This is a genomic window from Streptomyces sp. NPDC102283, from assembly GCF_044766265.1.
In the GTDB taxonomy this organism is placed as follows: Bacteria; Actinomycetota; Actinomycetes; order Streptomycetales; family Streptomycetaceae; genus Streptomyces.
Genome location: NZ_JBIWLQ010000007.1, coordinates 290,093 through 304,006 on the forward strand (window position 1 = coordinate 290,093; position 13,914 = coordinate 304,006).

The window sequence follows — 13,914 nt, forward strand, 5'->3', positions numbered from 1 at the left end:
CTCCTGCCCCCGCCCCGGTCGCCGGGAGCGGCTTTCGCGCCCGCTTTCGCGCCCGCCTCCGACTCCGCCGCTCGGTCCTCGTACCGCTGACCGCCGCCGTGGTGCTCGTGGCCGGTACGGGCGGGTGGTACGCGGCCGGCGGCGGCAGGTCCGCGGTCGGGCCGGCCCCCGCGGACGGGCCGGGGGAGAAGGTGGCACCGCTCGCCAGGTCGATGCAGCTGCCCTGGCCGCGCGAGGGCCAGGCGAGCGTGGCGGTCGAGGGGATCGGCAGCCTCGGCACCCGGGGCGAGCAGAAGCCGGTTCCGATCGCCAGCGTCACCAAGGTCATGACGGCCTACGTCATCCTGAAGGGCCACCCGATGCGGGCCGACGCCCCCGGCGCGACCGTGGTCGCCGACCGGCGTGCGGCCGACGAGTCGTACTCCTCCGTCGAGACGACCGCCCCGGTGCTCGCCGGGCGGGAGTACACCCAACGGCGGCTGCTGGAGTTGATGATGGTCCCGTCGGGCAACAACGTGGCGCGACTGCTGGCCCGTTGGGACGCGGGCGACGAGAAGGCGTTCGTCGCGAAGATGAACCGGGCCGCCGCCGGACTCGGCATGCGCGCCACCACGTACACCGGGGTGAGCGGTATGGAGGCGAGTTCGAGGAGTACGGCGGACGACCAACTGCGGCTGGCCCGCGCCGCGATGGAGGACCCGGCCTTCCGGCGGATCGTGGCGAGAGCCTCCGTCACGGCCCCGGGCGCCGGGGTGACCTTCCGCAACACCAACAAGCTGCTCGGGCGCGACGGGGTCATCGGCCTGAAGACCGGCTCCTCCACCCCGGCGGGCGGCAACCTCGTCTGGGCCACCACGCAGGAGGTCGCCGGAGTCTCCCGCCTGGTCCTCGGGGTCGTCCTGCACCAGCGCGCGGGCACCACCCCCGCCGAGGGCAGCGCCGCCGCCCACGAGGCCAGCCGCGCCCTGATCACCGCGATCCGCGCGGGCCTCCCGGCGGCGGCGAAGAGGGCATAGGGCACCGGGTCAAGCGGGCATAGGGCACCAGGTCAAGCGGGCATAGGGCACCGGGTCAAGCGGGCATGGGCATACGGCACCGGGGCGGCGACTCGCGGGTCAGTGCAGGGTCGTCAGCATCTCCGCGGTGAACGGGGTGATGTCCGCGGTGCGCCCGTGCAGGGTCTTCGCCGCCCATTCGGGGTCGGAGATCAGCGCCCGCCCGACGGCGACCATGTCGAACTCGTCGCGCTCCAGGCGGTCCAGCAGCTGCTCGATGCCGGTGACCTTGGAGTCGTTGCCCTGGAAGGCGCTGAAGAAGTCGTCGTCGAGGCCGACCGAGCCGACGGTGAGGGTCGGCCTGCCGCTGATCTTCCTCACCCACCCGGCCAGGTTCAGGTCGGAGCCCTCGAACTCCGGCAGCCAGTAGCGGCGGGTGGACGCGTGGAAGACGTCGACACCGGCCTCGGCCAGCGGCGTGAGCAGGTCGTCCAGCTCCTGGGGGGTCCGGGCGAGCTTCGCGTCGTAGGCGTCCGCCTTCCACTGCGACATCCGGAAGAAGAGAGGGAAGGCGTCGGAGACGGCGGCGCGGCAGGCCGCCACGATCTCGGCCGCGAAACGGGTCCGGGAGACCAGGTCGCCGCCGTAGGCGTCGGTACGCCGGTTGCTGCCGGACCAGAGGAACTGGTCGATCAGGTAGCCGTGGGCGCCGTGCAGTTCGATGCCGTCGAAGCCGATGCGCTCGGCGGTGGCCGCCGCGTCGGCGAAGGCGGCGATGACGTCGTCGAGGTCCTGCTGCGTCATGGCGCGCCCCTTGGGCTCGCCGCTCAGGGACAGGCCCGAGGGGCCGACCGGCTCGGCGTCCGGCACGGGGCCGGCGCCCTCGGTGCGGGTGACGCCCACGTGCCACAGCTGCGGGATGATCGCGCCGCCCGCGCGGTGCACGGAGTCCGCCACGTCGGCCCAGCCCGCGAGCGCCGCCTCGCCGTGGAAGCGCGGGACGCGGTCGCTGGTCCCGGCGGACGCGTGGTCGACGTAGGTGCCCTCGGTGATGATCAGCCCGACATCACCGGCGGCCCGCCGGGTGTAGTAGTCCGCAACGTCCTGCCCCGGCACGCCGTCCGGGGAGAACTGCCGGGTCATGGGCGCCATCGCGATCCGGTTCCGGCTGGTGAGTCCACGGACGGTGAACGGGCGGGAGAGGGCGCGCGCCGCGCGGGCTGCGGACGCCTCGGTGCTCGTGGAGGCTGCGGTGCCTGCCTGGTCGGTCGTCTCGTCGGTCCTCAGGTCGGTCGTCACGTCGGTCGGAGCGTGTGCCGTCACGTCTGTCACGTCGGTTTCCTGTCGCTAGCCGGGGGTGTCCACCCGGCCCCAACACGCTCCCGCCGCGTGGGCATCCCGGCGCCGCCCCCGATCCGGGCAAAGCCTGAGCAAAGAACGGAGTCGGCCTCCGGTGGCTGGATCGTCGGCGGTGCGGCACACGGGGGCGGGTGTGTGACCTGGACCACTCCCGAGTGCCGATGACTTCGCCGTCCACCGCCGGTCATATCCCCGACGCCTTCCGGACGGGGAGGGCACAGAAGACGGGACATCCCATGACCGACGCCGCGAAGGGCCCTGCCAGCTACTTCCCCTCGATCGAGAAGAAGTACGGCCGCCCGGTCTCCGAGTGGAAGGGCCTCATCCGCACCTCCCCGCTGACCAAGCACATGGAGCTGGTCGCCTGGCTCAAGTCCGAACACGGACTGGGCCACGGCCACGCCAACGCCCTGGTCGCGCACACCCTCGCCGAGGGCGACCACCCCGAGGGCGACGCCGCTGGACCGGTCTCCGCCCACTGACCCGGTCTCTCGACGGCCCTCGTTTGTCGCCGGCTCCCTCCAGCTGTGTCCGCGATCGGTAACCGAGGCATCCCACCAGGGCGTTCGCCTGTCCAGATGGGTGCACGGCATCGGTGGAGACGGCAAAAGGGGCGGGCGGACATGGGCAAGCACAAGGGAAGGGCATGGCACAGCCGGCTCCTCGCGGCGGCGCTCGGCGTGACGGCGCTGGCCGCCGCCACCTCGGTGTGGACCGCGCAGGCCGACACCACCGGGGGGCGGTCGTCGGGGAGCGTCGTCTCGCCGGACGAGCGCGACCGGCCCGTGGACAAGGTGGCGGTGGACATCGCGCACGCCTCGGACCGCGGGGCCCGGGGCGTCAACATCACCATCGACGACGGACCGGACCCGGTCTGGACACCGCAGGTGCTGCGCCTGCTGAAGGACGAAGGCGTGAAAGCCACGTTCTGCATGGTGGGCACCCAGGCCCAGGCATACCCGGACCTGGTCAAGCAGGTCGTGGCGGACGGCCACCGGCTGTGCAACCACACCGTCTCGCACGACACCGCCATGGACACCAAGCCCGAGGCCTACCAGTCCCAGCAGATCCTGGACGCCGAACGCATGATCACCAAGGCGTCCGGCGGCGTCCGCTCCCAGTACTACCGGGCCCCGGGCGGCGCGTTCACCCCGTACAGCCGGCAGCTCGCCGCGTCCCACGGGATGCGACCGCTGGGCTGGAACGTCGACACCAAGGACTTCCAGCACCCCGGCGCGGACACCATGGTCGCCACCGTCAAGCGCGAGATCTCCAACGGCTCGACCGTCCTCTTCCACGACGCGGGCGGGGAGCGCTCGCAGACGTTGGCCGCTCTGCGCGAGGTCCTGCCCTGGCTGAAGGAGCAGGGCTACTCCTTCGGATACCCCGTGCGCTGAGCGAAGCCCTCGCGCGGTGAGCGGACCCCTTGCGCGGTGAACGGAGCCCTTGTGCGGTGAGGGGGATTCGCCGGCTCGCCCCGCCCCGATCAAGGGCGTTCAGCGGAAACGCAGTTGGCCCAGAGAACCGGACTGTCGCTGTACGCGTCACCCTCGTCGAACTGCGCGGCCGTGACCGGCGAGCCCTTCGTGGCGGTGAGCGAGCAGGTCTCGTACGGAGCGCCCTCGGTGGTGAACTCGCGGGGCGTGCTCTCCCTGTCGCACTTGCCCGGGAGGTCTCCGATCAGCACGATGCCCGTGCCCGCGCCCCCTTCGAGCACACCGTCCAGCTTCAGCGACGCGTACGTCAGGTCGGTGCCGCCGACGTTCGCCACCTTCATCTTGATGAAGTAGAGCGTCATTCCCTTCCCCTTGTCACCGAAGGCGGCCATGCCCTCGCTGCTCGGCTCGCTGCTCGCCCAGCACGGCCCGACGGAGCGGTCGGGGGACGCGGGCCGGGCCGTCCTGAGGTGGGGCTGATGCTCAAGGATCCGCGCCCGCCAGTAGAGTTCGATGCTTGTTCGATTCGACGCGAGGTGGGGGGACGGATGGTGGGCGCACAACTGAGAGAGACGGCACAGGAGTTGGCGGCGGTGTTGTGGCGGGAGCACACCGTGTACCGGGAGCGGTCCGGGGGGATGGTCATCCGTGGTGAACACGTGCGGCGGTGGATCAGCCTCGCCCCGGCGGGCGGCCGGGACGAGATCCTCGTACGCGCGGGTCGCATCCTGGACGGCGGCACCACCGCTCCGGCGCGTTCGGAGGCCGTGGTGCCCCTCTCCGCCGGTACGGGCGTGCTCGCCGCGACCTGCCGGCGCCTGCTGGCCGACGCGGCCGCCGACGCGTCGCGGCCCGCTTTGGACCGGCAGGACGCCGGGCGGCCCCGGCGGTCCGGGAAGTCCCGCAAGACCCGCAGGTCCGCGCGGCGGAACGGCAGAGGGAGGCACACCGGTTTCAGCTCATGGGTGATCCTCGTGTGCGTCGCCGGCGTGATCGCCCTGTTCGCGTACACCTCCGCGATGCACGGCTGACGCCTGCGGGCGTCCGGGCACCGGGGGCGTCCAGGTACCCGGGAACCCGGACCTGGAGCGTCCAGGTACCCGGACCTCGGGCGTCCACTCTCCGGCGGCCGCACGCCCCGGGAGCGCGATCAGGCGGAGGCGCCGCCGTCGATGACCAGGTCGCTGCCGACCACGGAAGCGGCGTCCGGCGAGGCCAGATACAGCACGGCCGCCGCGACCTCGGCGGTGGAGGAGACCCGCCCCAGCGGCGACTCGTCCTCCATCCGGGCGGCCCGGCCTGCTTCGGTCTCGCCCGGATGCAGCGACATGGCGGTGGCGGTCGCGCCGGGGCTGACGGCGTTGACGCGTATCCCGTCGGCGATGTGGTCCAGGGCGGCGGCCCGGGTCAGGGCGGCGACGGCCGCCTTGGTGGCGATGTAGCCGGCCGCGCCCGGGATTCGGGTGTGCGCGCCGAGGTTGGAGGCGATGTTGACGATCGCGCCGCCGGTGGGCTGGTCGCGCATCCGGGCGATCTCGGCCTGGAGGCCGAGGAAGACCCCGGTGACGTTGATGTCGAGCTGGGTGCGCCAGTCCTCCTCGGAGAGGTCGGCTACGGCAGCGCCGCCGCGGAAGACGCCCGCGTTGTTGACGGCGACATCGAGGCTCCCGAAGTGTTCGACGGTGCGGCGGACCAGCGCCCGGACGTCCTCGGAGCGGGTCACGTCCGCGGTGATCGCGACCGCCGAGCCGCCCTCCTTCCGGATCAGGGCGACCGTCTCGTCGAGCGGTGCGGCGGTACGTCCGGCCACGACCACCGAGGCCCCTTCGGCGGCGAAGGCGAGTGCGACGGTCCGGCCGATGCCGGATCCCGCCCCCGTGACGAGGACGGCCTTGTCGGTGAAGCGTGCGGGCATGGCGATGACTCCCTTGACGGTAAGAGGTAAGAGGTAAGAGATAAGAGGCAAGAGGTGCGCGGTAGGAGGTAAGCGGTTGTTCTTCGGCTGAGGGACAAGGTGCTCGCGCGGCTACGTGGCGGCCACGGGGCAGCGTGCTCGCTCGGCTACTCGGTACGGAGGTTGATGAACGCGGCGACGGCGAGGAGGACCGCCGTCGCCGCGAGTGAGGTGCTGTCGGAGCCGAGCGTGAGCAGGGCGGCGAGGACGACCGTCGGGCCCAGTTCCATCGCGGTGTTCATGACGCCGCCCGCGAGTCCGGTCCGTCGCGGCTCCACCCCGTCCGTCGCGAGGACGGAGGCCGCCGCGAAGCCGGCGGCCGCGCCGGCCGGCAGCAGGAGCAGGCCGGGGAGGAGCCCGTAGGCGTAGGAGTGGTGCGGTGTCAGGCCCGTGAGCGCGATGAGCGCGAGGCCCGTCGAGGCCACCGTCAGTCCGGCGGTGGTCACGGCGGGCGCCCCGTACCTGGCGATGAGCGGGCCCGCAGTGCGGCCGGAGACGAGCAGCGCCACCGCGAAGGGAACGAAGGCGGCGGAGGTCGCCAGCGTCGACCAGCCGCGGCCCTGCTGAAGGTGGAGCGAGAGAAGGGTGAACGTGGTGGCGGTCCCGGCCGCCGTCAGCCCGATGGCGGCGAGCGCGAGGGCCCGGCGACGGTCGCGGAGGAATCCGAGGGGCAGCAGCGGGTCGCGCAGGCGGCGCTCGACGACCAGGAAGGCGGTGAGCATCGCGGCCCCGGCGATCAGCGGAACGAGGACGGCCGCCGATCCCCAGGGGCGGGCCTCGGTGAGGACGAGGCCGTAGCTGGCCAGGGTGATCCCGGCGGTCGAGAGCAGCGCACCCGGCAGATCCAGGGAACGGCCCGTACCGGCCGGGGTCGCCGGCAGCAGCCGCGGGGCGAGGACGAGGGCGAGGGCGGCCACCACGACCGGGACGGCCAGGGCGAGACGCCAGGACGCGAGCGCCGAGATGACCCCGGAGAGCAGGTGCCCCGCTGTGGCGCCGATGACCGAAAGCCCGCCCCAGGTGGCCATCGCCCGCCCGTACGCCCCGGGCCGGGGGAAGGACGCGCGCAGTACGGACATGGCCGCGGGCGCGGCGAGGGCGGCGCCGGCGCCCTGCGCGAAGCGGGCGGCGAGCAGGGTCCCCGCGCCCGGGGCGAGCAGGGCGGCGAGGGACGCGGCGGTGAAGACGAGCAGCCCGGCGGTGAGGGCGCGACGCCCGCCGAAACGGTCGGCGACGCGGCCACCGAAGAGGAGGAGCCCGGAGAAGGCCAGGCCGTAGGCGGAGCTGAGGAGGATCAAGTCGGCCCGGCCGAGCGAGAACGCGTCGCCTATCCGGGGCAGCGGCACGACGAGCGAGGTGAGCGTGAAGAGCAGCGACATCTGGACGACGCCGAGCAGCGCGAAGGCGGGACCGGGTGCGGGACCGGGTGCGGGACCGGGTGCGGGACCGGGTGCGGGACCGGGTGCGGGACCGGGTGCGGGACCGGGTGCGGCTAAGGCGGCTCTTTCGGTCCTGGTGCTCCAGCTCTGCTGGCCGGCCATTTCTCCCCCGATATTTGACTGAACGTTCTGTTATGAGGTCATGAAGGCACCCCCCACAGGAGGTGCTGTCCGGCGGTGCTGCCGCTCAGAGGCGTCGTTCGCGGTGGTTCTGTTCAGTCGAGCAGGCTCAATGCCTGCTCGGCGGCGTCCCGTACCCGGCCGGGTTCCTTCGTCGCCTTGCCGACGACCCGCAGGCCCTGCATCAGCACCAGGAGCATCCGCGCGAGCGCACGCGGATCACGGTCCGCGGGCAGCTCGCCCTGCGCCTGGGCCCGTGCCAGCGCCGAGTGCAGCAGCGTCTCGAAGTGGTCCCAGCTCGCCTCGACCCGGCGGGCCGCCGCCGGGTCGTGCGGGCCCAGCTCGGCGGCCGTGTTGGTGATGAAACACCCTCTGGCGCGCTGGTCGTCGGCGTTCGCCTCGGCGGCGAACCGCCGCACCGCCGTACGCACGGCGGGCAGTGCGGAGCCCGGCTGGGAGAGTTCACGCAGCAGGTCCGAGTCGCTGCTCTCGCTGTAGCGGTCCAGCGCCTTCAGGTACAGCTCGTGCTTGTTGCCGAAGGTGGCGTAGATGCTGGCACGTCCGATGCCGAGGTGCTCGACGAGATCCGCCATCGAGGTCGCCTCGTAGCCGCGCTGCCAGAACAGCTGGAGGGCTGACTGGAGTGCGGCTTCCGGGTCGAATTCCTTGGTTCTGGCCACGGTCGAACTCTAGGCGATAGTGAAACGATCGGTCAAATATCACCACGGGCGGTGGGCGGCCTTGCGTCGCCAGGGGGCGGTAGCCGCTCAGCGCGTGGCGTCCCGCTCCGCCGCCCACACGACGGAGCGGTGGACCGTGGGGCCGTCGACGCGGACCGCGCCCGCCACATGGGCGGCCCAGAGCAGATCCTGGCACCCGAAGAAGGATTCCCCCCAGCTGTCCACCCAGATGTGGACGCGGGACGGTCCGACCTGTACGGCGTCCCACCAGGCCCAGCCCCGGGAGTCCTCGTCGGGGCCGAAGCGGTGGAGCCAGTCCCGCAGTTCCCACGGCCGGCCGCCCCCGGTGTGCTCCACGTACCCGTCGCGCCCGGCCCGTGCGAACTGCGGGACTGGCCCCTCGCCCCCGGAGCTCGCGGCGACGAACCAGTCCGGTACGCCGTCGACCGGCAGGCTCTCCTGCTCGGGATCCGCGCTGACGCCGAGTCGTACGGCTGCTGAGAGCACCGACCGCAGACGCTGTTCGTACGCCGCGGCGTCCCCGGACGCGTCGACGGCGAAGAGGGAGAGAACGGGCGGCGCGGCACCGGTACTCGGGCGGCCCCGGAGCAGCCGGAGTTCGGCCGCCAGGTCGTCACGGGTGTGCATCATGTGAGGTCCTTCCCTCCTTGGGCTGCTCGTACCGGCGGCAGCACCCCTGCCCCTATTCCGCCTCACGCAGCAGCCCGATCACGGCGTTCCTCAGCTCTTCGACCGAAAGATCGTCGGGCCCCTCGAACCGCGGGTCGATGGAGAAGTCCTCCAGCAGCGAGAAGACGCGGTCGAGAAGAGTCTCCAAGGGATCGCGGACCCGTTCGCCTCCTCGCAGCGAACGCCGTCTCACGTCCAGCTACTTGATGGCGAACTCCCTGCCCGTACACCGCCCTACCGCGAAATCGCGCATGAAAGTCAGCTGTTGGGCAGTGGCGGTGCCCGCGGAGACGTCCCGCGGGTGCTTCCAGGCGACCTGTACGGGACGAAACGACCGGGCTGTCGACTCCAGGCCGGGCCATCGCCCCGCTGCGGCTCGTGCGTAACGGGCGAATCGGGCTCGGCCTCGGTCCACTCCCTCCGGCGCGGCCCCCGCGAGGAACGACGGTGTACCGGCGACCAGTGCGAAGCCGGGCCGGGAAAAGAGCATCGCCCCCTCCAGGCCCGCGGCGACGAGCAGAAGGGGCGGGGACAGCGTGAGGAGGCGGGGGTCGGTCGGCGGTAGACGGTGGGCCGGAGCCGCCGACCCGGCATCGGGACGCACGACCAGCACGGCGTCGACTCCCGCCGTCCGGCACCCCTCGGCGATACGCCCGGCGAGGGAGCCGTCCGTGTGGGCGCCTGCCGGTACCGGGACGATTTCCTTGTTCCCCACCGCGAGCCAGAGTTCGCTGTACCGCCACTGGCCCTTGAGAACGTCCAGGACACCCCTGGCTCCGCCCGCCGCGCCGATCACCATGGGAACCTTCTGCCGACAACGCCTCGGAACAACTCCCACTCCTCCGGAGGGCAGGCACCGGGCCCCAGGGTCGGGCAGGCCGCCCCCGCGTGCGAGGTGTGCGGGAGTGTTCCAGGATCACAGGTCGTCAGGGGTTCCGTCGATCGCGGGCCCGCAGCCGTCCGGAAGATGGCCGGCGACCAACTCGTATGCCGCTTCCACCGTATCGACCTCGCCGAGGAGGGTTCCGTCCGACTCCCGACGCACGCGGTAGCCGCCTTTGACCAGCGGATAGACCGTACCGACGTCACGTGTCCACGGCCACCGGGTGCACCGGCTCAGATACAGGACGCCGTGGCTCACCATGGGGTGGAGGCACCGCAAGGGCGGGTGGGCGCAGGCGGTCCGGGGCACAGCCGGATCGATGAGATCGGGCCCGTAGGACAGCACAGCGGACCACTCCGCAGCCACGATGTCAGCAGCGCTCCGGGAGCGCACCGCGCTCTCACTGTCCACCTGGGTCACTCCGATGCTGTCGGCTTCTTCGGACGTTCGGACGTTGCCGCACCCGGCTCTACCGCGCCGCCTGCGCCGCGACTCGGCCCTCATGCAGTGCGAGAAGTTCAAGGAGGTCATTGGCGATCATGACCTGCGCGAGGCGACCGGCGACGGCCACGACCTGGGGCCAACTGCCGGCGCGCAGGTATTCCACGTCGGTGTCGTGCGGGGCCTCTGTCCCGGCGGTGTCGAGCGCGGCGCCGAGCTGCCGCATGAGCGCGACTTCCTCGTCGGTGCGCAGGCCGATACCGAGGTACCGCTCCGGGTGTTCGGCATCGCAGAAGTCGTCGAAGAGAACGTGGAAGATGTGGTCCAGGTTCTCGAACGTGGACGGATCGAGCCACACATCACGCTGCCAGGGCGGATTGGCCAGTGCCAGCACCGCCGGTACGAGCTGGATACGAACACGTGCCGTGATCAGCCTGTCATCGTCCACGTGGCGGATCCTAACGCCCACGCTCCCGGGCGTGGCCCGACGAGGGCCGAACTCGCGCTCCGAGCCGGGGAACCCTCCCGATGTTCGGCCGAGCGCCCTGCGCCCTGCGCTCTGCGCCTTGCGCGCTGTGTTCGGGGTGCCGGACAGCGTCAGTCGTCCGAGCGGCGGTCGAGGACTTCGCGGGCCCGCAGGCCGGCCTGGAAGCGGGAACGGGCGCCCAGCGCGGTCATGAGGGACGCGACCCGGCGCCGGTAGGTTCGCAGCGACACCCCGAGAAGGCGGGACGCCGTTACGTCCGTGTGCCCGGCCGCCAGGGACCGCAGAACGGTCTGCTCGGCCTCGCCGAGACGGGGAAACGGGGTGCGACGGTACGTGGCGAGGTCCGCCGAGGTCTCCCAGGCGGCCTCGAAAAGGGCCCGTACTCCGGCCACCACGTCCGGCTCCTGGACGACGCTGTACGTGCGGAGTCCACCGGTGGTGGGCCGCGGGGCCGCAAGAACGGCGAGCCGCCGGTCGACGACGATCACCTCGTGGGCAGGGGACGCCGGCGAGATCCGGACCTCCGCGCCGGCACCGGCGATACGGTCGAGCAACTCCCCTCCCCCGGCGTCCTGGAAGACGGCCGGTCCGTACAACTTGCGCACCACGAGGCCCGGTACGAGGGCCCGTCGCGCGCCGGAGGCGGCCGCCGACCACGTTTCGTGCTCCCCGGCGGCGCAGAGGAACTCCCGCCGCACGCCGTCGAAGAGGGCGCCCGCACGCCGCACCAGCTCGTTCGTGCCCCGCAGCGTCACGATGCTCGTCATGGCACCAACCTGCCAGCCGTTCGACTCCGGTACGAGCGGTACCGAGGATCAGGAGGCATGACCACGATCCGTGAGAAAGCCGCCCCTTCCTTCCTCCTCGGTGGAAACCTTCCCGTAGCCCGGATGGGTTTCGGCGCCATGCGGCTGCCGGCCCGGGAGATCGCCGGCCCCGCGAACGATCCGGAGACCTCGGCGGCCGTACTGCGCCGGGCCGTCGAGCTGGGGGTGAACCACATCGACACCGCCTGGTTCTACTTCCACGGCGGGCTCTCGGCGAACGGACTGATCCGCCGCACCCTGCACCCCTACACCGAGGGCCTCGTCCTGGCGGCCAAGGTCGGCCCGGTCCGGAACCCCGACGGCGGCTGGGGCGCCCCGGCCGGCCCCCGGCGGCTGGCCGCAGACGTCCACCGCACTCTGCGGGAGCTCGGCCGGGACCGTCTCGACCTGGTCTACCTGCGGCTTCAGCCGGATGAGGACGCGGACGGGGACGCGGGCGGAGACGATTACGGGACACTCGCCGAGCGGTTCGGCGCGCTCGCCGCCCTGCGCGAGGAAGGCCTGATCCAGCACCTCGGCCTCAGCAACACGACCACCGATCAGCTCGCCCGGGCGCAGCGGATCGCCCCGGTGGTGGCCGTGCAGAACCTGTACGGGCTGTTCCACCGCCCCGACCCGGCGGTCCTCGACGCCTGCACCCGGCAGGGCATCGCCTTCGTGCCGTTCTTCTCCCTGGAAAGCCTGGGCCGCCCGGAGCCGGCCGAACCGCTCGGTCGGATCGCGGCCCGGCACGGTGTGTCTCCCGCCCGGATCAAGCTCGCCTGGATGATGGCCCAGTCCCCGGTCGTCCTCCCGATCCCCGGCACCTCCTCGGTGTCTCATGTGGAGGACAACATCGCTGCGGCCGTTCTCCACTTGAACAAGGACGACCTGGACGAGCTGGCGGTAGTTCCTTGAGACGTCGTCAGGTCCGGGGTCCGTGGATCCTCCGGTGATCATGGGGGCGCACGAGGCGTGTCGTTCATCGACGATTGGACCATTCGACTTCCCAACGCGCTTCGGTGAAGAACCTGTCCAGGTCTTCGCGGTTCTCCACCCAGTGGTCACCGCACCCGTCGAGGAACTCCGGGTCCTCGGCGATGAGGATCAAGTAGCTGGGCGGATCATCGGGAAGTTCTTCGATCCTGACGAATTTGCCGCATTCGTCCCCTGCTGTCATTCGGCCGACGTCATCGATCTCGATCATCTTGTGCTCTCCGGGAATGCCCTCGGCGCTGGGGTGACGACCATGCCGAGCAGTCCTCCACCGAGATTTCCGCGACGGCCGCGTCCGTGACGCCCTCAAGGTCCGCGACGTAGGTGCGTACGTCGGGAAGCGGAGTGCAGAAGGTGATGTTCGAGGTGAGCAGGGCCTCCTCGGTGTCCGCGAAGGAAAGGGAGACATACGCCTTCACTTCGGTGTCGCCGAATTGCTCCTGCGCCTTGCGGAGGCAGGCGGACACGTACGCCAGGCACCTCCGGACGAGGAGTGGCGTGCGCTCGTGCGGTGCGGCCGGGAGGTCGTAGTCGGTCATTCCTCTCCCGTTGATCGTGGTCTCCTCCGCGAGCCGGTCGGCGTAGGCGCCAGGCGTCCTCGGACGGAGGCCGGTCAGCACGCGCCCACCGGAGGCGGTGACGGACCATCCCTGCCCGGCGACTTCACGGAACAGGGGCGGGGCGTCCTGGTCATGCAGATCGGTGACGTCCGTTGCCCACAGGATTTCCCTCATGCGGCCATTGCTTCGCATCGCTGTCCCCACTCATTCGTTCGCGTAGTCCTCGATCAGCCGGTACACGAGAACACTTAACCTCCCGCGCGCGGGTCCCACCCCGGACGGCGTTCGCGGCCAGGAGCGCGCCGAGCCGCCGACGTATCCGGGAGCGGAGTCCGCGGAATGGGAGCAGGCGACCGGCTTCGGTGACCCGGCCGTCGAGCCGTAAGCCGGGTCAGGGAGCTGGTTCAGGGGAAGAGGGAGCGGGCGGGCGTCCGGAAAGCCTTTCTCGTCGTGGGGGCGAGAGCGGAGAAGTCGACCAGTCCGCCGTCGCGCAACGCCGGGTCATGAGCTGCACGGAGACGGTTGATCGTCCGCATCCGCTTCCCCCGCCGAACACCAGGGCGAGAGGGCCCTGGCGTCCCGATGGCGCGCAGCCGGTCCTCGTCAGGATCCGGCAGGTCCAGCCGCAGGCAGCGGCGCAGGAAGGCGGGAGGGAACTCCCTCTCGCCGTTGCTCGTGATGACCACGACCGGGAACTCCTGGCAGCGCACTACCCCCTGTGGACGGTCACGGTGTCGCCGCCCCGCGCCCTGTGGACCTCGATGTCGTCCTCGCCGGGCGGCAGCCGGGTGAGTTCGGGGATCTCGAACTCACCCTCCTCGAAGACCGTCAGAAGGTCGTTGGGCAGGTCGACGTCCCCCTTGTCGAGCGCGTCCACGAGCAGCACGCGGCGAAGCCCGTCCGCCACCAGCGCCGTGCCCAGCGGTCAGAGCCTGACGAAGTAGCCGATGCCGGGGGCGTCCGCGCCCTTGGCGGGGCCGGTGGAGCGCTGGTACCGGATCCGGTGGAGCGCTGGCACCGGATCCGGTGGGCCACGGCTTCCGCCATGTAGCCGGAGACGTTGTCCGT

The 13,914-nt window shown here is 71.6% G+C and carries 17 protein-coding genes and 2 pseudogenes; 5 read left to right on the forward strand and 14 right to left on the reverse strand.

Going from position 1 to position 13,914, the window contains the following annotated elements:
• Positions 1 to 98: 98 nt before the first annotated feature.
• On the forward strand, positions 99 to 1,016 hold the full coding sequence (locus ACIRJT_RS16750) for a D-alanyl-D-alanine carboxypeptidase family protein (RefSeq protein ID WP_403909912.1): 918 nt from the start codon (positions 99 to 101) through the stop codon (positions 1,014 to 1,016).
• A 99-nt stretch (positions 1,017 to 1,115) separates the two neighbouring features.
• On the opposite strand, the gene ACIRJT_RS16755 is transcribed toward ACIRJT_RS16750, so the two are convergent.
• A complete protein-coding gene (locus ACIRJT_RS16755) occupies positions 1,116 to 2,282 on the reverse strand; it encodes an NADH:flavin oxidoreductase (protein WP_403909915.1) in 1,167 nt (388 codons plus the stop codon).
• Between the two features lie 308 nt (positions 2,283 to 2,590).
• Here ACIRJT_RS16755 and ACIRJT_RS16760 point away from each other — a divergent pair, with 308 nt between their 5' ends.
• The gene (locus ACIRJT_RS16760; protein WP_403909635.1) at positions 2,591 to 2,836 is read left to right on the forward strand and encodes a DUF4287 domain-containing protein; all 246 of its coding nucleotides are present in this window, start codon (positions 2,591 to 2,593) and stop codon (positions 2,834 to 2,836) included.
• Positions 2,837 to 2,977: 141 nt separating this feature from the next.
• Positions 2,978 to 3,751, forward strand: coding sequence for a polysaccharide deacetylase family protein (locus ACIRJT_RS16765; RefSeq protein WP_403909638.1), 774 nt, complete (start codon positions 2,978 to 2,980; stop codon positions 3,749 to 3,751).
• A gap of 89 nt (positions 3,752 to 3,840) precedes the next feature.
• Here the strand turns inward: ACIRJT_RS16765 and ACIRJT_RS16770 are convergent.
• Positions 3,841 to 4,182 (reverse strand): annotated as a pseudogene (locus tag ACIRJT_RS16770) (hypothetical protein); the annotation flags it as partial.
• 156 nt (positions 4,183 to 4,338) lie between these two features.
• On the opposite strand from ACIRJT_RS16770, the gene ACIRJT_RS16775 reads away from it, so the two are divergent.
• The gene (locus ACIRJT_RS16775) at positions 4,339 to 4,821 is read left to right on the forward strand and encodes a hypothetical protein (protein ID WP_403909641.1); all 483 of its coding nucleotides are present in this window, start codon (positions 4,339 to 4,341) and stop codon (positions 4,819 to 4,821) included.
• Between the two features lie 119 nt (positions 4,822 to 4,940).
• On the opposite strand, the gene ACIRJT_RS16780 is transcribed toward ACIRJT_RS16775, so the two are convergent.
• The 9 genes from ACIRJT_RS16780 to ACIRJT_RS16820 all read right to left on the reverse strand — a co-directional run bounded on the left by ACIRJT_RS16780 (position 4,941) and on the right by ACIRJT_RS16820 (position 11,251).
• Entirely contained in the window at positions 4,941 to 5,705 is a 765-nt protein-coding gene (locus ACIRJT_RS16780; RefSeq protein WP_403909644.1) for an SDR family NAD(P)-dependent oxidoreductase, read from the reverse strand.
• 146 nt (positions 5,706 to 5,851) lie between these two features.
• On the reverse strand, positions 5,852 to 7,285 hold the full coding sequence (locus ACIRJT_RS16785; RefSeq protein WP_403909647.1) for an MFS transporter: 1,434 nt from the start codon (positions 7,283 to 7,285) through the stop codon (positions 5,852 to 5,854).
• A 113-nt stretch (positions 7,286 to 7,398) separates the two neighbouring features.
• Positions 7,399 to 7,983, reverse strand: coding sequence for a TetR/AcrR family transcriptional regulator (locus ACIRJT_RS16790; RefSeq protein ID WP_403909651.1), 585 nt, complete (start codon positions 7,981 to 7,983; stop codon positions 7,399 to 7,401).
• A gap of 87 nt (positions 7,984 to 8,070) precedes the next feature.
• Positions 8,071 to 8,634 carry a hypothetical protein gene (locus ACIRJT_RS16795; RefSeq protein WP_403909653.1) on the reverse strand — a complete coding sequence of 188 codons (564 nt, stop codon included), beginning with the start codon at positions 8,632 to 8,634 and terminating at the stop codon, positions 8,071 to 8,073.
• A 52-nt stretch (positions 8,635 to 8,686) separates the two neighbouring features.
• The gene (locus ACIRJT_RS16800; RefSeq protein WP_403909656.1) at positions 8,687 to 8,866 is read right to left on the reverse strand and encodes a hypothetical protein; all 180 of its coding nucleotides are present in this window, start codon (positions 8,864 to 8,866) and stop codon (positions 8,687 to 8,689) included.
• Positions 8,867 to 8,872: 6 nt separating this feature from the next.
• On the reverse strand, positions 8,873 to 9,472 hold the full coding sequence (locus ACIRJT_RS16805; RefSeq protein ID WP_403909659.1) for a hypothetical protein: 600 nt from the start codon (positions 9,470 to 9,472) through the stop codon (positions 8,873 to 8,875).
• A 117-nt stretch (positions 9,473 to 9,589) separates the two neighbouring features.
• Entirely contained in the window at positions 9,590 to 9,967 is a 378-nt protein-coding gene (locus ACIRJT_RS16810; protein ID WP_403909662.1) for a DUF6193 family natural product biosynthesis protein, read from the reverse strand.
• Between the two features lie 58 nt (positions 9,968 to 10,025).
• Positions 10,026 to 10,445 (reverse strand): hypothetical protein, encoded by a 420-nt coding sequence (locus ACIRJT_RS16815; RefSeq protein WP_403909665.1) that lies wholly within the window; start codon positions 10,443 to 10,445, stop codon positions 10,026 to 10,028.
• A gap of 149 nt (positions 10,446 to 10,594) precedes the next feature.
• Entirely contained in the window at positions 10,595 to 11,251 is a 657-nt protein-coding gene (locus ACIRJT_RS16820; protein ID WP_403909668.1) for a DNA-binding response regulator, read from the reverse strand.
• 57 nt (positions 11,252 to 11,308) lie between these two features.
• Here ACIRJT_RS16820 and ACIRJT_RS16825 point away from each other — a divergent pair, with 57 nt between their 5' ends.
• Positions 11,309 to 12,208, forward strand: coding sequence for an aldo/keto reductase (locus tag ACIRJT_RS16825; protein ID WP_403909671.1), 900 nt, complete (start codon positions 11,309 to 11,311; stop codon positions 12,206 to 12,208).
• Between the two features lie 64 nt (positions 12,209 to 12,272).
• Here ACIRJT_RS16825 and ACIRJT_RS16830 read toward each other — a convergent pair whose 3' ends face one another.
• The 3 genes and pseudogenes from ACIRJT_RS16830 to ACIRJT_RS16840 all read right to left on the reverse strand — a co-directional run.
• Positions 12,273 to 12,497: a hypothetical protein gene (locus tag ACIRJT_RS16830; RefSeq protein ID WP_403909674.1), complete on the reverse strand. Its 225-nt coding sequence runs from the start codon at positions 12,495 to 12,497 to the stop codon at positions 12,273 to 12,275.
• Positions 12,481 to 13,020 carry a hypothetical protein gene (locus tag ACIRJT_RS16835; RefSeq protein ID WP_403909676.1) on the reverse strand — a complete coding sequence of 180 codons (540 nt, stop codon included), beginning with the start codon at positions 13,018 to 13,020 and terminating at the stop codon, positions 12,481 to 12,483. Before ACIRJT_RS16835 ends, ACIRJT_RS16830 begins: the two co-directional genes overlap by 17 nt.
• A gap of 230 nt (positions 13,021 to 13,250) precedes the next feature.
• Positions 13,251 to 13,843 (reverse strand): annotated as a pseudogene (locus ACIRJT_RS16840) (hypothetical protein); the annotation flags it as partial.
• Positions 13,844 to 13,914: the final 71 nt, after the last annotated feature.